Genomic DNA, 23,575 nt, shown 5'->3' on the forward strand with positions numbered 1-23,575 from the left:
GGCGGCCAGCGCGCGGTGGCCCGTCAGGCTCACGCGGTTCGCTGCGCCTCAGCTCAGAGCGCGTAGTCGACGACGACCGGGGCGTGGTCGGATGCGCCCTTGCCCTTGCGCTCCTCGCGGTCGACGAACGCACCGGTCGCTGCCTCAGCGAGTGCTGCGGAGGCGAGCTGGAAGTCGATGCGCATGCCCTCCTTCTTGGGGAAGCGCAGCTTCTGGTAGTCCCAGTACGTGTAGACACCCGGACCCGGCGTGAACGGGCGGGCGACATCGGTCAGGCCGGCGTCGAGGAGTGCCTGGAAGGCATCGCGCTCAGGCTGGGAGACATGCGTGCAGCCGGCGAAGGCCTCCATGTCCCACACGTCCTCATCGTGCGGGGCGACGTTGAAGTCGCCGCAGAGCACGAGCTTGGCCTGCGAGTCTGCTGTCAGCTGCGCGGTGACGTCATCACGCAGGGCCGACAGCCACCGCAGCTTGTAGTCGTAGTGCGGATGGTCGAGCTCGCGGCCGTTGGGCACATACAGCGAATGCACGCGCACTCCGCCGCAGTCGGCGTTGATGGCGCGGGCCTCCACGGCGTCGTCATCGCCGAAGCCGGGCACGTTCTCGAAGCCGAGCTGCACATCGGCAAGCCCCACCCGGGAGGCGATCGCCACCCCGTTCCACTGGTTCAGCCCGTGATAGGCGACTTCGTACCCGCGCTCCTCGAAGACCGCGACAGGCATCTGCGCGTCCTTGCACTTGAGTTCCTGGATGGCGAGCACATCGGCATCCGAGCGCTCCAGCCATGCGCCGATGCGTTCGGCGCGGGCCCTGACAGAGTTCACGTTCCATGTAGCGATTCGCACGCCCCCACTCTAACCGAGGACCCGGCCGCTGCCGCCTCCCTGGACCCACGCCTCGGGCACGGCCCGAGGTGAGCGCCGGCAGCGCAGACAGGAGCCGCCCGGAAACAGGGCCCATGCTGAAACCGGGGCAGTCCTGAAACGGTGACCCGGCGGGCCGGTCCGGGCGGCGGAATGGTAGCGTGCGTCACATCGGCTGGGAGGAAGGTCTGCAGATGGAACGCAACGACGCTCACGCACTCGACGACATCATCGCCGCCCTGCCGGCTGACATCCTCGTCACCGACCCGGTCAGCATGGAGGCCTACCGGTGGGACCGCGCCAACGACCCCGCTGCCGGTATGCCGCTCGTCGTCGTCCGCCCGACAACGACGGAACAGGTCCAGCAGGTCGTGAAGATCGCGGCGAAGCACCGCACCCCGATCGTCCCGCGCGGAGCCGGAACAGGGCTCTCCGGCGGCAGCACGGCAGTCGAGCGCGGCATCGTCGTCTCCCTCGACCGGATGAACAAGATCGAAGTCGACCCCGTCACCCGCACCGTCACCGCCGGGCCCGGAGCGCTCAACGCCGAGGTCAAGGCCGCCGCAGCCGAACACGGCCTGTGGTACCCGCCGGATCCGTCCTCCTTCGAGATCTGCTCGATCGGCGGCAACGTCGCCACCAACGCCGGCGGCCTGTGCTGCGTGAAGTACGGCGTCACGACCGACTACGTCCTCGGTGTCACCGTCGTGCTCGCCGACGGCCGGGCCGTCACCCTCGGCGGCCCGCGCATCAAGGACGTCGCCGGACTGTCGCTGACGAAGCTGTTCGTCGGCAGCGAGGGCGCACTCGGCCTCTTCACCGAAGTCCAGCTGCGCCTCATCCCCGCCCAGAAGCAGCCGACGACCCTCGTCGCCACCTTCCCCACACTCGACGCCGCGACCGAGGCGGTGCTGGGCATCATCCGGCAGATGCGCCCGTCGATGCTCGAATTCATGGACCAGCCCACCATCAACGCCGTCGAGGACGCCACCAAGATGGGTCTGGACCGCGACGCCGCTGCGATGCTCATCGCCCAGTCCGATGAGCCCAGCGGCGCGGCCCTCGATGAGATCTGGCGCATCGAAGAGATCTGCAATGCAACCGGGGCCACCGAGTGCTTCGCCACCGACGACCCAGCCGACGGCGAGGCCTTCGTCGTCGCCCGCCGGATGGCGATCCCGGCCATCGAACGCCTCGGTGCCGTGCTGTTGGAAGACGTCGGGGTCCCGCTGCCGCGCCTCGGCGACCTCGTCCTGGGCATCGCCGAGATCGCGGAGAACAACGACGTCACGATCGCCACGATGGCCCACGCCGGCGACGGCAACACCCACCCGCTCATCGTGCTCGAACGCTCCGACCCCGCGCAGCACGAGCGCGCCCACATCGCCTACGGCGAGGTGATGGACCTGGCCATCAGCCTCGGCGGCACCATCACCGGTGAGCACGGCGTCGGCCGGCTCAAGCGCCCGTGGCTGGCCGACTACCTCGGCGCCGAAGTCCTCGAGCTCAACCACCGCATCAAGAAGGCACTCGACCCCGATGGAATCCTCAACCCCGGATCGATCCTCGTGCCCGACAAGCCCGGTCGCTGAGAGCTGCTTCACAAACATCCGCAATATAGATAGACTATTCCACGTAATGGAATCTATAGTGCAGGTATGCCCGCTCGCAGCATCCCCCTGCATTCCCGGCATGGAGGAATGACGATGACTGACAACGATCAGACGACCGCATCGAACACAGTGACCCGCGCTGGTCTGCAGGTCGCCGCTGAGCTGGCTGACTTCACCGAACGCGAGGCGCTGCCGGCGGCCGGGCTCGACGCCGACGCGTTCTGGAGCGGAGTCGCTGAGCTGCTGGCCGACCTCACCCCGCGCAACCGCGAGCTGCTCGACATCCGCGAACAGCTGCAGCGCAGGATCGACGACTACCACCGCGCCAATCCCGGCACCCCGGATCCCAAGGAGTACCGGGCGTTCCTCGAGGAGATCGGCTACCTTGTCCCCGCCCCGGCAGAGGTGACGGTCACCACCGAGAACGTCGACCCGGAGATCACCGACCAGGCCGGCCCGCAGCTCGTCGTGCCTGTCTCCAATGCGCGCTTCGCCATCAACGCCGCGAACGCCCGCTGGGGTTCGCTCTACGACGCCTACTACGGCACCGACGCCATCGACCAGAGCGGCGAGCTGGCACCGGGCAGCGGCTACAACCCGACCCGCGGCGCCGCCGTCATCGCCAAGGGCCGCGAACTGCTCGATACCGCCGCCCCGCTGACCGAGGGCTCACACGCCGATGCCACCGGCTACCGGGTCGCGAGCGGCCAGCTGCACGTCACGCTCAGCGGCGGCACCGAGGCCGCGCTTGCCGCTCCCGAGGTGTTCGCCGGGTTCTCCGGTGACCCGGACTCGCCGACGCACGTGCTGCTGCGCCACAACGGCCTGCACATCGACATCGTCTTCGACCCCACCGGCACGATCGGCACGACCGATGCCGCCGGCATCGAGGACATCGTCGTCGAATCCGCCGTCACCTCGATCATCGACCTCGAGGACTCCGTGGCCGCCGTCGATGCCGAGGACAAGACGCACTGCTACCGCAACTGGCGCGGCCTGGCCAACGGCACCCTGTCCGAGGAGGTGACGAAGAACGGCCGCACCTTCACCCGCTCGCTCAACCCCGACCGCACCTATTCGGCACCTGACGGCAGCAGCGAGATCTCCCTGCCGGGCCGCTCGCTGCTGTTCGTGCGCAACGTCGGCCACCTCATGACCACCGATGCGGTCCTCGGCGCCGACGGCCAGGAGGTCCCCGAGGGCATCCTCGATGCGATCATGACGGCGCTCGCCGCCGCCCCGGCCCTGCGCGAGGGCACCGGCAACTCGCGTGCCGGCTCGATGTACATCGTCAAGCCGAAGATGCACGGACCCGACGAAGTCGCCTTCGCCGTCGAGCTCTTCGCCCGCGTCGAGCAGCTCCTCGGCCTGCCGGCGCGCACGCTCAAGATCGGCATCATGGACGAGGAGCGCCGCACCAGCGCCAACCTCGCCGCCGCGATCGCCCAGGCAGCCGACCGCGTCGTGTTCATCAACACCGGCTTCCTCGACCGCACCGGCGATGAGATCCACACCTCGATGCAGGCCGGACCGGTCGTGCGCAAGGCTGAGATGAAGTCGCAGAGCTTCCTGCAGGCCTACGAGGACGCCAACGTCGACATCGGCCTGGCCGCCGGCTTCCGCGGCCACGCCCAGATCGGCAAGGGCATGTGGGCGATGCCCGACCTCATGCACGACATGCTCGAGCAGAAGATCGGCCACGTGAAGGCCGGCGCGACCGCCGCCTGGGTGCCCTCGCCGACGGCGGCCACCCTGCACGCGCTGCACTACCATCAGGCAGACGCCTTCGAGATCCAGGGCGAAATCGCCACCCGCGAACCCACCGGGCTCGACCCGCTGCTCGGGCTGCCGCTGGGCGACCCGGCAGCGCTGACCGATGAGCAGCGCCAGACCGAGGTCGATGAGAACGTCCAGTCGATCCTCGGCTACGTCGTGCGCTGGGTCGACCAGGGGGTGGGCTGTTCGAAGGTGCCCGACATCCACGACGTCGCCCTCATGGAGGACCGCGCCACCCTGCGGATCTCGAGTCAGCTGCTGGCCAACTGGCTCGCCCATGACGTCATCAGCCTCGAGCAGGTCGATGAGAGCCTCAACCGCCTGGCCGCTGTGGTCGATGAGCAGAACGCCGGGGATCCGAACTACGAGCCGCTCGTCACCGACGGGCAGGGCAGCGGTATCGCCTTCGAAGCCGCCCGCTCGCTCATCGTCGACGGCGCCAGCCAGCCCAGCGGCTACACCGAGCCGATCCTGCACCGCGCCCGCCGGGCCAAGAAGGCCGAGCAGCGCACCTGAGCCGCAGCCGTTTGATCCCGCCCTGCAGATGACAGGGCGGGATCAGTCATGTGCGCCTATGCTGTGGCCATGTCATCGACACCCAGCCTGCGCCCCGTGCCCGCTGCTGCCGCGCCCGAGGCGCCGGTCGCCCTCATCACGGGTGCCACCAGCGGCATCGGGCTGGCGATCGCCCATGAGCTCGCCGCCGACGGCTACCGGCTCATCCTCGTCGCCCGCGACCTCGAGCGCCTCGACGCCACGGCGGTCAGGCTCATGCACCGCTACCGGATCGTCTGCGAGGTGCTCAGCTGCGACCTCAGCCGGACTGAGGGCGATGGGACGATCGGCGGGATCCGGCAGGTCACCGACCTCATCGACTCCCGCCGCGTCGACGTCGTCGTCAACAACGCCGGCTTCGGACTGCGCACCTCGCTGCTGAGAACCGACCCGGCGGAGCTCGCGAAGCTCGACACCGTGCTCATCCGCGCCGTTGAGGACATCTCCTGGCATGCCGCCCATGCGATGCGCGCCCGCGGCCGCGGCGGCATCGTCAACATCGCCTCGATGGCCGCGGTCACGACGATGGGCACCTACGCCGGGGCGAAGTCCCATGTGCTCATCTTCACCGAGAGCCTCGCCGCCGAACTCGCCGGCACCGGCGTCACCGCCACCGCGGTGCTGCCCGGGTTCGTGCGCACCGAGTTCCACGACCGCATGGATGTCGACATGTCGCACCTGCCGGCCGCAGCCTGGGTCGACGTCTCGACCGTCGCCCGGCAGGGGCTGCGTGATGCCCGCGCAGGCAAGGTCGTCTCCGTGCCCGGGGTGCAGTACAAGCTCGCCTATGCCGCAGCCCAGGTGCTGCCGCGGCCGCTCATCCGGTTCGCCAGCAACGGCTTCCGCTTCACCCGGCAGTCACGCCGCTGAGACCCCCGAGATCGCCCGCGCAGTGACGGCAAGGTGCCCTTTGGGAATCGGCAGCCGGGCGCAGCGAGTGGCATACCTCACCCAGACCAGTGCGATCCGCCCATCAGCCGCTTCGCATGTGCAAAGCAAAGCATGGGATATAACCGCAGGTGGGAGGCCGATTTCCGGTCTCAGGCGTCACGTGCGATCAGCGAAATTTTCTTCGCGAGACAAGTTCACAAATCAACTAATCCATGGTTAAATGGAGGTAATTCGACCCGGTGGGGATCGGGCGAATGACGGACGTATGGGGATGCGTCCGGGTACTCGAGGGGAGTGCTGCAAAGGCCCCGGGAAGACGCGTTACGCGCCCCGGGGTCTTTGTGTTTCTCCAGGCAGGACACCTCTTCAGCTGGCACTCGGCTTCGTCCACGTAGACTGAGCGCATGTCAGAAACTGCGAAATCCCAGCTGCTGCAGCTCATCGACGAACTCGCCGTCGTGCGCGGAAAGGTCACGCTGTCCTCCGGTCAGGAGGCCGACTACTACCTCGACCTGCGCCGGGTCACCCTCGACCACCGCAGCGCCCCGCTCATCGGCGACGTCATGCTCGACCTGCTGGAGTCCACCGGCTACCTCGACGAGGTCGAGGCGATCGGCGGCCTGACGATGGGCGCTGACCCGGTCGGCACCGCGATCATGCACCGCTCCGTCGTCCGCGGCGCCCCCAAGGACACCTTCGTCGTGCGCAAGGCCGCCAAGGAACACGGCATGGGCCGCCGCGTCGAAGGCCCCGATGTGCGCGGCCGCAAGGTCATCGCCGTCGAGGACACCTCGACGACCGGCGGCTCCGTGCTCACCGCCGTCGAGGCGCTGCGCGAAGCCGGCGCTGAGGTCATCGCCGTCGCCGTCGTCATGGACCGCAACACCGGCGCCAAGGAGCGCGTCGAGGCCGCAGGCCTGCCGTACCTCATCGCGCTGAGCACCAGCGACCTCGGACTCGACTGAGCCTCACGATCCCAGCCGGACCGGCGCCTCGGGCCCGGTGCCGCCACCGCTGGGATTGGACGTTAGCTGACACCGCACGCAACACTAGACCCGGCGCCGCACGCGGCGCGCACCCCCGTCAATCGAAGGACCACCCGTGCTCGAACTCACCGGCATCACGCTCAAGTCCGGCCGCAAGACGTGGCTGAAGGACGTATCGCTGACCGCCCGCCCGCGCCGCCTGACCGGCATCGTCGGCCAGCGCGGCTCCGGCAAGACCGAACTCGTCCGCGTCATCATGGGCCTCATCACCCCCGATGAGGGCACCGTCGAACTCGAAGGCCACGAACTGGGCTTCGGCGACCGGCAGAACTTCGGCTATCTGCCCGCTGAACGCGGCGGCTACCCGGGGATGAAGGTCCTCGAGCAGATCGTCTACCTCGCGCGCCTGCACGGCATGACGATGGGCGCAGCCGAGCGCAACGCCGTCACTCTGCTCTCGCGCCTCGACCTGTCCGACCGCGCCTACGCGCCGCTGTCGCACCTGTCCGGCACCGAGGTCGCCCGCGCTGAGATCGCCGCCGTGCTCGCCGCCGACCCGGACGTCGTCGTGCTCGACGACCCGTTCGACGGCCTCGACGCCGCCAGCACCCAGAAGGTCTTCAGCCTGCTGCGCGACCACGCCGACTCCGGAGTCCCGGTCATCTTCACTTCCGATTCCTATGAGCTGACCGAATCAGTCGCTGATGACATCATCGCCCTCGACCACGGCACAGTCGTCGGCAAGGGCGCGCTGGCCACGCTGCGCCGGGACGCGAACCTGTATGCCGCCCGCTACGAGACCGTTGCCGCCGCCGAGGCGGGACGCGCCAGCCTCGCTGCCCACCCCGGCATCGATGTCGCAGACGATGAGGAGACCGGCGCAGCTGACCGCGAGCTGGTGGTCTTCTCCGCATCCGATCCGCAGGCGGCCTTCGCAGCCGTGGCTGCGACGAGCGGCGTGACAGAATATGGTGCGCACCAGGCGAGCCTGGCTGAGCTGCTGAAGGAGAGGATCTGAGTGACCGACAAGAACAAGAAGGACCTCACCGACCCGGTCGACCCCACCGACCCGGTCGAGGGCAGCACCCCGGTCGACCCGGCCGATCCGACGGCTCCCGGCGCCGATGACGACCTCGTCATCCTCGATGAGGACACCGAACCCGGCGAAGCCGATGCCCTCGCCGACGAGACTGACGCCGACGACGCGGACGCAGCCGACGACGCCGACGATGAGATCCCCGTCGAGACGATCGACGCCGACGACGACCTGCTCACCGATGCCGACGTGCCCTATGAGCTGCGCGAGGACCGCCCGCAGCCAGGCAGCGAACCCAAGACCGGGCTCGTCTCCGAGTTCCGCGACTTCACCGGCCGGCAGGCCGCCTGGCTCGTGTCCAACCGCGAGACCGTCTCGGTCTCCCGCTCACCGCTGTTCTACGTCACCAGCCTCATCCTCGGCCTGGCCGTCATCGCCGCTATCATCATCGGCGCGCAGAACGCCAGCCCGGAAGGCGCCACCGGCGACTCCACCCTGGCCACCGTCGGACTCGGCGAACAGGCCGCAGCTGCCGAACAGCAGCTGGGCCTCAAGATCAAGGACGTCGAATCCGTCGAAGAGGCCCAAGAGCTCGTGCGCACCGGCGAAGCCGATGCCGCCCTCCTCGTCGACCCCTCGGGCATGGGACAGCAGCAGCTGGTGGCGCTGAACTCCAAGCCGACGGAGATCATGAACAAGCTGCAGCCGGAGATGCCGGTGACCTACCTGGAGGAACCGCCCGTGCCGGCCACCGCCAGCTCGGTGTTCGTCTGGGGCATGGCCCTGCTGCTGCTCGCCTCCGTGCTCACCCTGGGCGCGGCCCTGTACGCCAACGCCCGGGTCGAGAAGCGCAACCGGCTCGCCGAGGTCATCGCCGCCACCATCCCGCCCAAGGCTGCCGCCTGGGGCCGGGTCTACGGGCTGACGGTGCTTGCGCTCGTCTACCTCGTCATCACTGTCGGCGTGCTCATGCTCGGCCTGTCGATCGCCTCGTTCAACTCCCTGGCGATGGCCGCGCTGCCGGGCATCGGCTGGTTCTCAGCGATCTTCCTCATCGTGGTGCTGCTGTACATGTCGCTGTTCTTGTGGGCGGCCACCCCGGCTGGGCGCCGCGCCCGCCAGATCGGCTACGGCATCATCGTGCTGCTCGCCGCCGCCGGGGCTTTCGTGCCGATGGTGATCGCGCTCAAGGCCGACATCCTGCGCATCCTGTCCTACGTCCCGTTCACCGCCCCGGTCGCCATGCCGATGCGCTACTTCGCCGGCCAGGCTGAGTGGTGGGAGGGCCTGCTGGCCGCCGGCATCGCACTCGTCGTCGCGCTCATCGCCTTCGGTCTCGCCTCGGGCGCATATGAGAAGAACCTGCTGCGCGGGGCCGGCCACGGCGGACGCACCGTCAAGCCGCGCAAGAAGGGCGCCGCCGCCGAGGCGGAGAAGAAGTCCGCTGCCGCCGACGGCTCCGCAGACGCAGAGGATGCCGACGCCGAGGCGGACGAGACCGACGACACTGAGGACACCACCAGCGGGTCGCCCGCTGCGAAGACCGCCACGAAGGCGAAGCCTGCGGCCAAGCAGCCTGCAGCCAAGCAGTCTGCGGCCAAGAAGTCGACAGACGAGAAGCCTGCGGCGAAGAAGTCCGGCTCCAAGAAGAAGCCGTGACCCTGCCGCCGGGCGCCGAACGCCCAACGCCTGCACCAGGGGCCGATGCCGAGATCACCGTCGGCGTCGGCCCCTGGGCCGGTGAATGGCCCACCGGCGAGCACTACGATCCCGCGCTGCTCGCCGAGGGCGACCGCCGCAACGTCGTCGACCGCTACCGGTACTGGAAGCTCGAGGCGATCGTCGCCGATCTCGACCGCACCCGCCACGGCTTCCACGTCGCCGTTGAGAACTGGCAGCACGACCTCAACATTGGCTCAGTCGTGCGCACCGCCAACGCCTTCAACGCCGCCGCAGTCCACATCGTCGGCCGGCGCCGCTGGAACCGCCGCGGAGCGATGGTCACCGACCGCTACCAGCACCTGCACCACCACCCCGACGCCGAGGCACTGGCCGCCTGGTGTGCTGAGCGGAGCCTCCCGCTCATCGGCGTCGACAACTTCCCCGACTCCGTGCCCTTAGAGACCTACGAGCTGCCGGAGAACTGCGTGTTCCTCTTCGGCCAGGAGGGCCCCGGCCTCACTGACGCCGCCCATCAGGCGTGCGAAGCTGTGCTGTCGATCGAGCAGTACGGCTCGACCCGGTCGATGAACGCCGCTGCCGCCGCGGCGATCGCCATGCACGCCTGGATCCGTCGGCACGCCTTCGGTCAGTCGGTCCGGTGAGCAGAGGCGTCGCCTGCGATGATGCCAACTGTGGATCAACGATTGGGGATGCAGCGATTCGCGAAATCGATCGACTCGGTGATGAAAGTTCTGGAGCTTGGTCTATGCGAATGAGTGTTTGCGGCTGTTTTCTCGGATGATGAACTGTCGGGTGTTCGCGTTGAGGACTTTCCTGTTGGTGAACATTCCGCGGCGCTTGAATCCTCTCGGTCAGATCAAGTCCTCCACCACCCCGTGGTGATCCAGAGCAGCGATACCGGCCATGCATGCGCGGGCATAGACTCGGACCATGCCGACAGTCATCCGTAACACCCGCCTGTTCAACCGCCAACCCGATGCACCCGCCGTCGACCTCACCGTCGATGACGGCAGGATCGCAGCCATCACCCCGAGCAACCCGGGAACGGATGCCACCGCCTCGGGCACGGACGTCATCGACGCGGACGGTTACGTCGTCATGCCGAGCCTGGGCGATGTCCACGCCCACCTCGACTCGAACCGGCTGGGCCAGACGTTCCGGCCGCACACCGCAGGATCCAGCCTGCACTCGCTCATCATGAACGACCGCGCCAACTGGCGTAACGGCGAGCGCAGTGCCTACGACCAGGCCGTCTACGCCGCCAGCCTGATCGCAGCCTCGGGCGCGACCCGCATCCGCACGCACGCCCAGATCGACTCCGACTGCCGGCTCGAGCGCTTCGACGCGCTCATGGCCGCCAAGGACACCCTCGCCGGGATCGTCGACATGGAGATCGTCGCCTTCCCGCAAGCCGGGCTGCTGCGCGACGCCGACGCCCCGGCCTTCGTCGCAAAGGGCCTGGAGGCCGGCGCCGACCTCATCGGCGGGCTCGACCCGACGACCTATGACCGGGACCCGAAGACCCACCTCGACATGGTCTTCGGCTGGGCGGAGAAGTACGGCATCGGCATCGACATCCACCTGCACGAACGCGGCACGGTCGGCGTGTTCACCCTCGAGGAGATCATCGCCCGCACCGAGGCCGCTGGCATGCAGGGAAAGGTGACGGTCTCACACTGCTTCGTGCTCGGCAGCGTCGACGAACGCGAACAGCGCCGGCTGGCTGAGATGCTGGCGGCCAATCAGATCGCCGTCACCACCGTCGCCCCGGCCGGGACCGTGCTGCCGCTGAAGCTGCTGGCGGAGACCGGCGTGCGGGTGGGCCTGGGCGAAGACGGGCAGCGCGATTACTGGAGCCCCTACGGTGACGGTGATGTGCTGCGCCGGGTGTGGCAGTTGGCGTTCACCAACGGCTTCCGCGCCGATGCCGACATCGAACACTGCCTCGACGTTGCCTCGCGCGGCGGCCGGCATATCGTCGAGCAGATCCCGCACGTCCCGTCCGGTGACATGAGCTCCGACGCCGAGGCGGGACTGGCCGTCGGTGCCCCAGCCGACCTGCTGCTGGTCAAGGCAGATACGGTGACCGCAGCGATCATGGACTGCCCGGATGAACGGCTGGTGTTCAAGTCCGGTCGGCTCATCGCCCGCAATGGGAAGCTCACCGGCTGAGGTCGCCGGCAACGATGTCGAGTGTCGAAACCGGAACAGCGATGCGTGGCGAGCCCGCATGTGTTCCGATAGGTTGAGACCAGTGCCGCGAAGCCGTGGCGGCGACGATGCGTGAAAGGTGCCCCATGAAGACGCTGAAAGACCGAGTGACGAAGCCGCTGGCTGTCGGCTTGATGCTCCTGCTGGGGTTCGTCCTCACCGGATGCATGGCCGTCAACATCGACATGGAGATCGACAAGGATCTCAAGATCAGCGGCACCTGGCAGTACACGTTCGACCGGCAGATGCTCGAAGACCAGTCCTCCCAATACGGCAGCTACGGAACGCCGACCGACTACGAAGGCGATGTCGACAAGTCCGTCCAGGAAGCACAGGCCGAGGCACCTGCAGGGGTGACGGTTGAGAAGGTCTCCACGGACACCGATCTCGGCATGAAGCTCACCCTCGACAAGGTGGACCCGAATGGGCTGACCGACGCCTCAGAGACAGGTCTTGAGGGCATGTCGATCAGCGAGGAGAACGGCGAGATCTCGTTCTCGATGCCGAACTTCATCCGCTCTTCCGATCTGGGGACCGGTGGTGTCGCCGACTACCAGACCGGTGGCGGCGATCCCGCCGACATGTTCACCGAGGCCACCGTCAAGCTCACGTTCCCCGGCAAGATCATCGACGCCCCCGGTGGTCAGATCGAGGACAACGTCGTCACCTACAACCTGAAGACGTTCGACGGCGACACCATCACCGTCAAGGCGAAGAGCTCGTCCTTCCCATGGTGGATCCTCTTCGTCATCGGCGGCATCCTCCTGCTGCTGCTCATCGGCGGCGGCATTCTGCTCGCCGTCCTGCTCTCGCGGAAGAAGAAGCGGCAGCACCAGGGCGGTCCCGCTACCGCCGCCTCCTACGGTGTGCCGGGCCAGTACGGTCAGCCGGGCCAGTACGGACAGCCCAGCGCCGGCCCTTCGGCTCCCGGCCAGTACGGACACCCCGGACCGCAGAGCCAGCCTGGCCCGCAGGGGCAGCCGCCCCAGCAGGGACAGCCCGGTGGACCCGGCCGCGTGCAGCCGCCGCAGGCGCCCGGTTCGGCACCAGGACCCTACGGACAGCAGGGCGGTTCGCAGCCGCAGTGGGGACACGGCCAGTCTGGTCAGCAGTACGGCCAGTCTGGTCAGCAGTACGGCCAGCCTGGTCAGCAGTACGGCCAACCCGGTCAGCACTACGGCCAGCCGCCCCAGCAGGGCCCAGGACATCCGGGTTACGGCAATCCGGGGTACGGCTCGGGTCCTCAGCCGCCGCGACAGTGAAAGCTGAGCGCGCTTGACATGCGCCGAATGCTGCGGGGCCCAGACATCGGTCTGGGCCCCGCAGTCATGTGCAGATGATCGACTCCATCCGGCGAGTCGTCGTCCCGATACCAGTGCCGGGTTTTCGGGCTCATGACGATACGCGGTTTCCCGGCTAACACGGCTGCAGGAGATATCAGTCTGCTTCTGGCGGATTCTTGTGCGTGCGAGATTCCGGTGGGGCAAAGCGACGGTGGTCATTCGGCGCAGCAGGCCCCGGCCCCGGCTGTGCAGGCCCTGGGTGCGGCATACCTGGCTGCCCCGGCTGTGCAGGCCCCGGATGCGGAGGGACGGACAGGTGCGCAGGACCAGACGCTTGCGGAGTGGGCGGGCCGTAGGGCCCGGACGGGGCGTGCGGGGGTATCGGCTGACCGTGCGGCGGACCCACACCGGGCCCAGCCGGAGGCGGACCGGCGGCTCCCACCGGTCCGGGATATCCGGGAGCTGCAGGCCCCGGTCCTGCTGAACCGTATCCTTGCCCGCCGTATCCCGGGCCTCCCGGCCCTGGCATCCAGGGGCCTGCTCCATAGCCGGGCCCACCGTAACCCGGTCCAGGCGGCATCGTCTGCCGTTGGCGCTTCTTCCGTGCGACGACGGCGATGATGACTCCGGCCACGATGAGCAGCAGGAGCACCCCGCCGACGATGAACAGGATCCACCAGGGAAACGATGAGGCCTTCGCCGTCACCTCGATGGTGTCGCCGGCGAAATGCCGCAGATCGAATGTCACCGTCTTCCCCTTGACCTCGCCGCCGGGTGCGCTGACGACACGACCGGGGAACGTGAAGGTCATCGTCGCCTCATCGAACATGAACCGCCCGGGAGCATGGCTCCAGCCGGGGGACCCATAACGGATGGCGGGGTCATCGACGAGGAGGAAGTTGGGCATGCGCAGGGTGATCTCGTCGTCCTGCTCGGTCAGGTGCAGTCCGCTGAGGCCGAAGTCCTCCACCGCGGTATGGCTGGGGTCGACTGCATCGTAGGTGTAGCGCGCCCCGATGTACTGCTCATCGGCGATCTTCTCCATCGTGACACCTGCAGGCAGGCTCTGCCGTGCCTCCTCGATCGACTCATCGATCAGGGTGTCAGCGTCGCGGGTGCCGGAGCCGTAGGTGCTGGTGTCGAATGCGCCGAGGTCTTCGACGGCCGTGCGCTCGATGAGTGCGTCGACGGTGCCGGAGACCTTCAAGTCCGTGCTGATGGTGAGGTCGCCGTTGATCTTCATGCAGCCGGTGAGCAGGACGGTGAGGACGAGCAGGACGACGACTGCCAGGTGGCGGGTGGCAGAAATCCGGGGCAGGGTCATCGCGGTTCCTTCGGCGGGTCATCACTGGCGGCAGCGCAGTGCACTCCTCAACCTAACCGAACTCACCGCCGGCAGCCACCGTGCCCATCGTCGGTCAACAGCAACCGACCCCGAGGCGGTGCTCACCACCTCGGGGTCGGTTCAGGGGAGTGCGCGGGTCAGGCAGGGAGTCTCGGCCTGCCGCCCGCGGTCTCAGCCGGCCTGCAGGTCGGCTGCACGGGCTTCGATGAGCCCGCCCATCTCGGCAAGCTCGGCGGTCAGTGCGTCGGCTTCGTCGAAAGTGCGGGCGATGACGGTCAGCCGCTTGGCGTAGTGGCCGATCGGGTACTCCATCGTCATGCCGATGCCGCCGTGCATCTGGATCGCCTCCTGGCTGATGTGCCGGCAGGCGTCGTCGATGACGAGCTTGGCTGCGATGACGTCCCGGTGACGGGTGTCCGGGTTGTTCTCGATGACGGCGAGCTTGGCGTACAGGGCCATGCTCTTGGCGTACTCGAGCGTGGCGTACAGGTCGGCTGCCCGGTGCTGCAGGACCTGGTTGCGGCCGATCGGGAAGCCGAACTGCTCGCGGGTGTGCAGGTATTCCGCGGTCATCTTCAGCGATGCCTCCATCGCGCCGACGGCCTCGGCGCACAGGGCGGCGTTGGCGGTGTCGATGACGGCGGCGATCGCTGCGGACGCGTCGCCTTCGCCCAGGCGGGTGGCCGGGGCGCTGTCGAAGAGCACCGAGCCGGCCTTGTGGCCATCGGCCTGGGTGCGCACGTCGATCGTCACGCCCTCGGCTGCCGGGTCGACGAGGAACAGGCCGACCCCGCCGTCGACGGCAGCGGAGACGATGAGCCGGTCGGCGGCTCCGAGTCCGAGCACGCCGGACTTCTCGCCGGTCAGCGTCACGCCGGACTCCGAGACCGAGGCGGTGGTGCCCGGGCGGGTGAGATCGTAGCGCCCGGCCGGTTCATAGGCGGCCAGCGCCAGCTTCGTCTCACCGGCGGCCACGCCGGGCAGCAGCTCCGACTTCTGCTCATCGGTGCCGACGGCGGTGATGAGTCCGGCGCCGAGCACGACGGTGGCCAGGTACGGTTCCAGGGTCAGTGCGCGGCCGAACTGCTCCATGACGACGGCGACTTCGGCAAAGCCCATGCCGGCGCCGTCGTAGTCCTCGTCAATCGGCAGGCCGAGCAGGCCGATCTCAGCGAACTGGCTCCACATGCTCTCGCTGTAGCCGGCTTCGGAGGCGAGCACCTCATCGCGGGCGGCAGCATCGTATTTGGTGGCAAGCAGGCGGCCGACGGTCGAGGCAAGCTCCTGCTGGACGTCTGTGAGTTCGAGATCCATTGAGTTCTCCTAATGGTGAAAGAGTCGAGCCTGCGGATCAGAGTCCGAGCAGAGCCTTCGAGATGATCGAGCGCTGGACTTCCGAGGAGCCGCCGTAGATGGTGACCTTGCGATAGTTGTAGTAGTGCGGGCCGGCATCGACGGCACCCGGGGGCAGGGTCGTGAAGCCGGTGGGCACCTCGCGGCTGTCGACGAAGTCGATGCCCTGCGGGCCGAGGACGTCCATCATGAGCTCGGAGATGTCCTGCTGGATCATCGAGCCGCGCAGCTTGAGCACCGAGGAGCGCGGGTCCGGCTTGTCATCGCCTGCGACCTGTGTTGAGAGGATCCGCAGCTGGGTGAATTCCAGGGCGGTGAGCTCGGCTTCGACCTTCGTCAGGCGCGCAGCGAACAGCGGGTCGTCGAGCAGCGTGCCGCGGGAGGTCTTGGTGGCCGCAGCGTAGGCCTTGACGCGGGCGAGTGCGACCTTCGAGTCGCCGATCCGGGCGATGCCGGTGCGCTCGTTGCCGAGCAGGAACTTCGCGTACGTCCAGCCCTTGTTCTCTTCGCCGACGAGGTTCTCGACGGGGACCTCGACGTTGTCGAAGAACACCTCATTGACCTCGTGGCCGCCGTCGATGAGCTCGATCGGGCGGACAGTGACGCCAGGGGACTTCATGTCGATGAGCAGGAAGGAGATGCCGGCCTGCTTCTTGGCATCCGGGTCGGTGCGCACGAGGTTGAAGATCCAGTCGCCGTGCTGGCCGAGTGTCGTCCAGGTCTTCTGGCCGTTGACGATGTACTTATCGCCCTTGCGCACGGCCGAGGTCTTGACGGAGGCGAGGTCAGAGCCGGCGTTGGGCTCGGAGAAGCCCTGCGACCACCAGATGTCGATGTTGGCTGTGGCCGGCAGAAAGCGCTCCTTGAGCTCCTGGGAGCCGAACGTCGCGATGACCGGGCCGACCATTGCGGTGTTGAACGGCAGCGGAGTCGGCACGGAGGCCAGCTGCATCTCCTCAAGCCAGATGTGGCGCTGCACGGGCGTCCAGTCCTGGCCGCCCCATTCGACTGGCCAGTTCGGCACCGCGTAGCCGTGCTTGTTGAGGATGCGCTGGCTGGTGACGATGTCCTCTTTGGAAAGCTCCTGGCCGATGGCCTGGCGGTAGCGGATGTCTTCGGGGATTTCGGTGCGGAAGAACTCGCGCATCTGATGGGCGAAATCGAGCTCTTCCGGGCTGAGCAGATGATCCATAAGAACTACCTCGATCGTTCGATAAGTGAGCGTGCGTTCAGTCTAAGCCTGTGGCTGAGGTCTCACAACTCGATCGGCTGGCGGCAGGAGGGCCGGTCTCGGCTGGTGGCCGTCCACGAGGTATGCGTGCTGATTTTGTCCAGCTGTGAGCAGATAGCTTGATCGCCGCGCTTTCCTTTCCGGCACAGCGAAGCGCCTCTGGTTCAGACAGAACCAGAGGCGCTTCGCTCATGTGCTGCCGGTCAGATCACCGGCGGCGGCGTGCGGCCATGACGACTGCCGCTCCGCCTCCTATCAGCAGGGCTGCGCCGAAGAGAGCGCTGCCGACACCGGCACCAGTCCGCGGCAGGCGTCCGTCTCGATCGCGGTCACGACCGTTGTCGTCCCGGCCATTGTCGTCGCGGCCGTCGTCGTCATCACCTGGCGGCGTCGGTCGCGGGTCATCGGTCGGCTTGCCAGTCGCGGTGGGTTCGTCCGTGGCCGTCGGCTCATCCGTCGCGGTCGGGTCATCGGTCGCCGTGGGCTCATCGGTCGCGGTCGGGTCATCGGTGGCCGTCGGGTCATCCGTCGGGGTGGGCTCAAGGCAGCCCCGGCTCTCGAGGACCTCTTCGGGGTACTCGCCGGTGAGCTTGCCGTCGATGGCGTATCCCGTGGTGTTGATGTCGGTGTCCTCGTTCGGAGTGGCTGCAGCGGTGAACATGATGTGGCTGTCAGCCGGCATCTCCGGCAGTGTCACGACCAGTTTGCCGTCAACGAGCTCGTAGGTCGGCATCTCAGCGGGCACGTTGTTGAAACGAGGGTTCTCGTTGGTGCCCGGGTCGTGGAACAGTAGGTCGGTGCCGGTTCCTCCGTAGAAGCGGTGGAACAGGTACATCTGCGGTGAGCTGCCGGCCCATTCGACACCGGTCTGCTCTTCGACGGTCGAAGGATCGTTGAAAGTCCAGTTGTCACCGGGTTCGAGGACGAGCTTAGCTCCTGCCTTGATCGGTTCAGTCGTGCCGATCGGGATGCGCCAGCGCAGCGTCTCACCGATGAAGAAATGCTGGATCTCGGACAGGCCGTTATCAGTATCGCGGACCTTGCTGCGGTATCCGTTGTTCGACGGGTCGATGAGGCGCCTGTCCATGGTCGAAGCCAGAGTCCAATCGACCTCGCAGACCGATCCTGCACTGCCTTCCTCAGCATCGTAGTAGCCGGGGTTGTCCGGATCCTCCTCACAGGGCACAGCGATCTTGCCGGTGACGGTCACCTTGACCGTCAGCGGTTCCGTGCTGTCGCCGAGCACTTCCTTGTTTCCGGTCGCGTTGAAGCTCGCTGAGCTGTTCTGCAGCAGGGTCTGGTCCTCGGTGATGTTCCAGGAGAGGGACTTCTTGTCATCAGCCAGCTGCGGCTCCACCAGATTCGTGAGCTTCGTCTTTTTGTACTCAGGCGGCGTCGCACCGGCCGCCGGGCTGACCAGCGAGTTGGTGTCAGTGAACTCGGCGCTGTCGTTGTCGACGTAGGCGATCGTTGCGCTGACGTCGGTGAGGTAGCTCAGCGTGCCGACGACGATGCGGAAGGTCGGTGTTCCCGATTCGTCCCACCCGTCGACGCCAGAGCCGCCTCCGGCCCAGCCGTCGACAGCGACGTCGGCCCCATGCGTGAGCTCCTTCTCGCGGTCGACGACGTCACTGGCTCCAGGGTGGAGTGTCGACTGGCTTGTCCAGGTGAATTCTTCGAAGCAGGTGACCTGGCCGTCATCGGTGGGATCATTCTTAGAGGTGTCGATGGCTGCAGCCGAGATGCCTACTCCTGAGAGGAGCAAAGCGGTGCCAGCCGCACTGGCAAGTGCGAGAAGCTTGACCGGTTTCAAGATGGTCATGGGTGCGAAGTACCTTCCGGAATGCGCAGAATCAAGCGCGATAAGATGTCGATCGGCAACGCCCAGTGAGAGTACATGCAGAAGAATCTGCATATTCGCTGAGTAGACGTTGCTTTGATGATCTAGCACATACGCGCATAAGTCAATCGCGCGGGTCCATCTAGCAGGCCGTTGCGGTGCGCAGGCTGAGATTTCACGTCAATGTGCTGGACAAGTTCACCGGGTGGCCGTGCCTAAACGATGGTCACCTGTCTTGTCGTCTGATCGCTGCTGCGGCGGAGCCTTCCGGCACGGGGATGACGAGGATGAGCCCGAGGGCCAGCACGGTGATGATGCCGATGACCCCGGCGCGCTGGAAGCCGAAGATCATGATGGACAGCGCGAACATCGCAGGGCCCAAGAAGCTCACGGCCCGGCCGGTGGTGGCATAGAGGCCGAAGTTCTCGCCGGCCTTCTCCGGTGGGGTGATGCGGGCGAGGAAGGAGCGGCTGGCTGCCTGGACTGGCCCTACGCAGAAGCTCAGCACCATCGCACACACCCAGAACACGGTGACGCTGTCGGTGAAGACGATCGGGGCGCCTGCGACGATGAGGACGATGAGCCCGCCGATGATGACGCTCTTGGGTCCGAACCGGTCATCGAGGAACCCGGCGAGGATCGACCCGACGCCGGCGACGATGTTGGCCGCGACCCCGAGGATGATGACATCGGCAGCTGAGAACCCGTAGGAGCCTGCCGCCAGGACGCCTGCGAAGGCGAAGATGGCCGCCAGCCCGTCGCGGAACACGGCCGAGGCGATGAAGAACTTCAGCGTCCGGCGCTCATCGCGCCACATCGTCACCAGCCGGATGACGAGAGCCTTGTAGTCGCGGGCGAAGGCGAGGATCGGATTGCCCTGCTCTCTCGCGGCCGCCGTATCGGCTGCACCGGGGGCGAAGAGGAAGACGGGGATCGCAAACAGCAGGAACCACACCGCGGAGATCACCGCGACAATCCGGTAGCGCAGGCCGTCGGCGTCGGTAGCGCCAAAGATCCCGACCTCGGGCTGAATGACGGTGAGCAGCAGGATGACGAGCAGCACGAGCCCGCCGACGTATCCCATTCCCCAGCCGAACCCGGAGACCTTGCCGATGCTGGCCGGGGTCGTGATGCGGATCATGAGCCCGTTGTAGGAGACCTCGGCGAACTCGAAGAAGATGCTGCCGAGTGCCAGCAGGATGAGCCCGAGCGTCAGATGGTCGGGGGTGTCCTTGACCCAGAACATGCCGGCCATGCTCGCGATGACGATGAGCGTGTGGATGCCCAGCCACATCTTGTGCCGCCCGCCGGCGTCGGCACGGGCGCCGGCGGCTGGGGCGACGAGGGCGATGACGAGGCCCGCGGCGGCCATCGACCAGCCGAGTGCTGTCGACCCGGCCTCCTCGGTCGAGGCGACGGCCTTCGTCAGATACGGGGCGAAGACGAAGGTGATGATGACGGCGTTGAACGCCGCCGAACCCCAATCCCACAGTGCCCACGCGGTGATCGCCGAGCGCGAGCTCCCGCGCGGAGTCGGGCCTGTCGCAGTACCGGCCGGTGTCAGTGCTGCGGCGGACTGCTCCGGGGCGGGGCCGCCGGCGGGCGGGGGAGAAGAGGTCATGGTTCGACTTTAGCCCGGAACCGCGCGCCTGCAGCCGATGCACATGTGGCAATACGGACCCCGAGGTGACAAGATCAGAAGTACGACCGACCATGCGTCCATCCCTGCTCGTCGAAGGAGAAACCCATGCCCATCGCAACGACCGAGGTCTATTCCGAGCTCATCGACCGTGCCAAGTCGCAGCAGTTCGCCTACCCCGCCGTGAACTGCACATCCTCGCAGACCATCAACGCCGCCATCCGCGGCTTCGCCGAGGCTGAGTCCGACGGCATCATCCAGATCTCGACCGGCGGTGCCGAGTACATGTCCGGCCCGACCATCAAGGACCGGGTGCGCGGAGCGGTCGCCTTCGCCGTCTTCGCGCAGGAAGTCGCCAAGAGCTACGACGTCAACATCGTCCTGCACACCGACCACGCCCCCAAGGACGCGCTTGAGCACTGGGTCAAGCCGCTGCTGGAGATCTCAACCGAGCGCGTCAAGAACGGTGAGCAGCCGCTGTTCGGCTCCCACATGTGGGACGGTTCGGCCGTGCCGCTGGAGGAGAACCTGCAGATCGCCGAGGAGATGCTGGGTCTTTCGCAGGAGGCCCATACGCTGCTCGAGGTCGAGATCGGCATCGTCGGCGGCGAAGAGGACGGGGTGGAGAACGAGATCAACGACAAGCTCTACACCACTGTCGAAGACGGCCTCGCCACCGCACGGGCACTCGGCACCGGTGAGAAGGGCCGCTACCTGACCGCGCTGACCTTCGGCAACGTCCACGGCGTGTACAAGCCCGGCAACGTCAAGCTGCGCCCGGAACTGCTGGGGGAGATCCAGGAGGCTGTCGGTGCTGAGGTCGGCAAGGACAAGCCCTTCGACCTCGTCTTCCACGGCGGCTCGGGGTCCTCGGCTGAAGACATCGCCGAGGCGGTGCGCAACGGAGTCGTGAAGATGAATATCGACACCGACACCCAGTACGCCTTCTCCCGCCCGGTCGCCGACCACATGTTCAAGAACTACGACGGCGTCCTCAAGATCGACGGCGAGGTCGGCAACAAGAAGATCTACGACCCGCGCTCCTGGGGCAAGGCCGCAGAGGCGAACATGGCGGCCCGCATCGTCGAGGCCTGCGAGCACCTCGGCTCGGCTGGCAAGCGCATGAAGTGACCTGACCACTCCACCAGCGGCTCCACCTCAGACGGCATCTTCCCGTCCCCGAGGTGGGGCCGCCGTTGTCATGTCCGGGTGCCGGTGTTCGAGGTGGATGGCTGGGGCCGGTAGACGAGGGTGACGAGGACGACGGAGATGATCATGAGCAGGAACCAGGCGACCAGCTTCGAGATCGAGACGAGCTCCCAGCCGTCGTTCTGGTGCGGATAGATCCACGAGCCGGTGTAGGTGCCGATGTTCTCGGCGATCCAGATGAAGAAGGCCACCCCGATGAATGAGACGAGCACCGGCATCCGGCGGTACGGCTGATCACGGTGGTTGCGGAAGTGCATGACGCAGCGGCCCCAGATGACGAGGACTGCGGCGACGAGCAGCCAGCGGATGTCAGGCAGGTAGTGGTGGGTGAAGAAGTTCACGTAGATCGCCACGGCGATGAGGGCCGTCAACCAGATCGGCGGGTAGTTGGTGAAGCGCAGGTGGAAGAGCTTGAAGACGCGCACGAGGTAGGAGCCGACGGCGGCGTACATGAACCCGGTGTACAGCGGGACTGAGCCGATGAACAGCAGGCCATCACCTCCGTAACTCCACGAGCCGACGGAGGTCTTGAACAGCTCCATCCCGGTGCCCACGACATGGAAGAGGATGATGACCCACAGCTCGCGGCCGGTCTCCAGGCGGCCGATCACCATGACTACTTGGATGCCGATGGCGATGAGCACGAGTGCATCGCTGCGGGACATCCCGGCTTCGGCTGGGTAGAAGAAGTGCGTGAGGACCAGCGCTGCCAGCATCGCTGCGCCGAACAGGCACGCCCACGCCTGTTTGAGAACGAAGACGGTGAACTCGGTGAGTGCATGTGCGGTAGTCGATTTGCGAGCACAGGGCTGCTGTACCGCTCCTGCGCTGTGCAGCGGCCGTCTGCCGGTTGCCAGCCGCCGGTGCGCCCACTCATCGATGGCGGCTTCGACCCTGGTGAAGTCGGGGCGGCGAGACGGGCACATGCGCTCACGGTAAAGGCGAATCCTGAGAGGGCCGTCCAGGGGAATTGGGGCGCGGGCACTCGAAGATCGCGCTCTCCCCGGTTGCCGCATACCGGGTTTGTGGAGCGCGGAGGCGACGAGGGATAGCTGCCTGCGAAGGCGATGTGGAACTCGCCGTCGCGGAACAACTCGCAGGGATCACGGGTGCGCTCGCCTGCATTGTCGATGAGAGAACCGATGATCAGATCGTTGATGTGAAGCGCTACTATCGACAACCGGCCTCATGCACCAGCAGTCTGGTAACCGGTCGATCACGCACAGCGCTGCATGAACCGCGCTGCCCGGCAGCAATGGCAGATCGGTGATCGTTGTGCCAGCCGGAGCATCGGCGGGGATGCGCGGTTGCTGTCCGGCGCCGATCGTGTCAAGGCTGGGGTCGCGCAGCAGACCGGTGCCGAGTGCCTTGAGGTACGCCTCTTTGCGCGTCCACAGCTGCGTGGTCGCAGCGGGGAACACTTCTTCGCGCAGGCCGGCGAGTTGGTCCTGTTCACCCGGCGTGAAGACACACGCCAGCTCTGCAGCAACGCCGTGAGTGACGCGCGGTTCAGCATCGATGCCGAGCGCGCAGTCGGGGCTGACCGCGTGGCCGGAGCTGACCGCGATGAGCACCCAGTCCTCAGTATGCGTCAGAGAGAACGGCACCGCTCCCTTATGCTCCCCGCCGAGCATCGGCTTGCCGGCAGCAGTCCGCTCGAAACGCAACGCGGCGGGGTCCGCATCGAGCTGTGCTGCAAGCACGACACGCAGCAGCATCTGGGCCGCGCTCCAGCGGCCGGCGAGTTCCGGGGTGGCGAAGCGGGCGGCACGCGCGCGTTCAGCAGGGGAGAGGACGCCGGCGCGCGCCTGAGCCCAGGAGCCGAGTGCCAGAGGAACCCCGGCCGTTTTCGTAGCGCCGGTCGGGTCCGCCGGCCCAGCCACACCCGCCGTCTCGGCCACGCCCGAGGCGGCGGTCACCACCACCTCGGGCGCGACAGCCTGCGAGCGCAGGGTCCACACCGGGACCGTGGGCACCGCAGCCAAACGGCTCGGCTGCCAGCTGGCAGCCTGCGACTCCGGTGGGAGCGCAGGCTGCCTCGCACGGCTGTCATCCGTGCCC

The 23,575-nt window shown here is 67.0% G+C and carries 18 protein-coding genes; 10 read left to right on the forward strand and 8 right to left on the reverse strand.

Going from position 1 to position 23,575, the window contains the following annotated elements:
- Positions 1–53 precede the first annotated feature (53 nt).
- Positions 54–845: an exodeoxyribonuclease III gene (locus H9634_RS03625; protein ID WP_175293703.1), complete on the reverse strand. Its 792-nt coding sequence runs from the start codon at positions 843–845 to the stop codon at positions 54–56.
- 212 nt (positions 846–1,057) lie between these two features.
- Here H9634_RS03625 and H9634_RS03630 point away from each other — a divergent pair, with 212 nt between their 5' ends.
- The 9 genes from H9634_RS03630 (at position 1,058) to H9634_RS03670 (ending at position 12,876) form a co-directional block, all read left to right on the forward strand.
- Complete coding sequence (locus tag H9634_RS03630) at positions 1,058–2,455, forward strand: FAD-binding oxidoreductase (RefSeq protein ID WP_191725408.1); 1,398 nt, start codon at positions 1,058–1,060, stop codon at positions 2,453–2,455.
- Between the two features lie 114 nt (positions 2,456–2,569).
- Positions 2,570–4,768 (forward strand): malate synthase G, encoded by a 2,199-nt coding sequence (locus H9634_RS03635; protein ID WP_191725409.1) that lies wholly within the window; start codon positions 2,570–2,572, stop codon positions 4,766–4,768.
- Between the two features lie 69 nt (positions 4,769–4,837).
- The gene (locus H9634_RS03640; protein WP_191725410.1) at positions 4,838–5,677 is read left to right on the forward strand and encodes an SDR family NAD(P)-dependent oxidoreductase; all 840 of its coding nucleotides are present in this window, start codon (positions 4,838–4,840) and stop codon (positions 5,675–5,677) included.
- 425 nt (positions 5,678–6,102) lie between these two features.
- The gene (gene pyrE / locus H9634_RS03645; protein ID WP_191725411.1) at positions 6,103–6,663 is read left to right on the forward strand and encodes an orotate phosphoribosyltransferase; all 561 of its coding nucleotides are present in this window, start codon (positions 6,103–6,105) and stop codon (positions 6,661–6,663) included.
- 136 nt (positions 6,664–6,799) lie between these two features.
- The gene (locus tag H9634_RS03650) at positions 6,800–7,702 is read left to right on the forward strand and encodes an ABC transporter ATP-binding protein (RefSeq protein WP_191725412.1); all 903 of its coding nucleotides are present in this window, start codon (positions 6,800–6,802) and stop codon (positions 7,700–7,702) included.
- Positions 7,703–9,379, forward strand: coding sequence for an ABC transporter permease (locus H9634_RS03655; RefSeq protein ID WP_191725413.1), 1,677 nt, complete (start codon positions 7,703–7,705; stop codon positions 9,377–9,379).
- A gap of 2 nt (positions 9,380–9,381) precedes the next feature.
- Positions 9,382–10,044, forward strand: a complete 663-nt coding sequence (locus tag H9634_RS03660) for a TrmH family RNA methyltransferase (RefSeq protein WP_225210578.1) — start codon at positions 9,382–9,384, stop codon at positions 10,042–10,044.
- A 289-nt stretch (positions 10,045–10,333) separates the two neighbouring features.
- On the forward strand, positions 10,334–11,575 hold the full coding sequence (locus H9634_RS03665; RefSeq protein WP_191725415.1) for an amidohydrolase family protein: 1,242 nt from the start codon (positions 10,334–10,336) through the stop codon (positions 11,573–11,575).
- Between the two features lie 125 nt (positions 11,576–11,700).
- Complete coding sequence (locus H9634_RS03670) at positions 11,701–12,876, forward strand: LppM family (lipo)protein (RefSeq protein WP_191725416.1); 1,176 nt, start codon at positions 11,701–11,703, stop codon at positions 12,874–12,876.
- Positions 12,877–13,051: 175 nt separating this feature from the next.
- Here the strand turns inward: H9634_RS03670 and H9634_RS03675 are convergent, their stop codons facing one another.
- From H9634_RS03675 to H9634_RS03695, 5 genes are all read right to left on the reverse strand, one after another.
- Positions 13,052–14,221 carry an LppM family (lipo)protein gene (locus H9634_RS03675; protein ID WP_191725417.1) on the reverse strand — a complete coding sequence of 390 codons (1,170 nt, stop codon included), beginning with the start codon at positions 14,219–14,221 and terminating at the stop codon, positions 13,052–13,054.
- A gap of 192 nt (positions 14,222–14,413) precedes the next feature.
- Positions 14,414–15,556, reverse strand: a complete 1,143-nt coding sequence (locus H9634_RS03680; RefSeq protein ID WP_191725418.1) for an acyl-CoA dehydrogenase family protein — start codon at positions 15,554–15,556, stop codon at positions 14,414–14,416.
- Between the two features lie 37 nt (positions 15,557–15,593).
- The gene (locus H9634_RS03685; protein WP_191725419.1) at positions 15,594–16,787 is read right to left on the reverse strand and encodes an acyl-CoA dehydrogenase family protein; all 1,194 of its coding nucleotides are present in this window, start codon (positions 16,785–16,787) and stop codon (positions 15,594–15,596) included.
- A 247-nt stretch (positions 16,788–17,034) separates the two neighbouring features.
- Positions 17,035–18,648, reverse strand: coding sequence for a hypothetical protein (locus H9634_RS03690; RefSeq protein WP_191725420.1), 1,614 nt, complete (start codon positions 18,646–18,648; stop codon positions 17,035–17,037).
- 244 nt (positions 18,649–18,892) lie between these two features.
- The gene (locus tag H9634_RS03695) at positions 18,893–20,287 is read right to left on the reverse strand and encodes an MFS transporter (protein WP_191725421.1); all 1,395 of its coding nucleotides are present in this window, start codon (positions 20,285–20,287) and stop codon (positions 18,893–18,895) included.
- Between the two features lie 126 nt (positions 20,288–20,413).
- Here H9634_RS03695 and fbaA point away from each other — a divergent pair, with 126 nt between their 5' ends.
- The gene (gene fbaA / locus H9634_RS03700) at positions 20,414–21,436 is read left to right on the forward strand and encodes a class II fructose-bisphosphate aldolase (protein ID WP_191725422.1); all 1,023 of its coding nucleotides are present in this window, start codon (positions 20,414–20,416) and stop codon (positions 21,434–21,436) included.
- A 68-nt stretch (positions 21,437–21,504) separates the two neighbouring features.
- On the opposite strand, the gene H9634_RS03705 is transcribed toward fbaA, so the two are convergent.
- On the reverse strand, positions 21,505–22,440 hold the full coding sequence (locus H9634_RS03705) for a DUF817 domain-containing protein (RefSeq protein WP_191725423.1): 936 nt from the start codon (positions 22,438–22,440) through the stop codon (positions 21,505–21,507).
- Positions 22,441–22,617: 177 nt separating this feature from the next.
- Positions 22,618–23,475 carry a 4'-phosphopantetheinyl transferase family protein gene (locus tag H9634_RS03710; RefSeq protein ID WP_191725424.1) on the reverse strand — a complete coding sequence of 286 codons (858 nt, stop codon included), beginning with the start codon at positions 23,473–23,475 and terminating at the stop codon, positions 22,618–22,620.
- Positions 23,476–23,575: the final 100 nt, after the last annotated feature.

It is taken from the genome of Brevibacterium gallinarum, from assembly GCF_014836885.1.
Lineage (GTDB): Bacteria > Actinomycetota > Actinomycetes > Actinomycetales > Brevibacteriaceae > Brevibacterium > Brevibacterium gallinarum.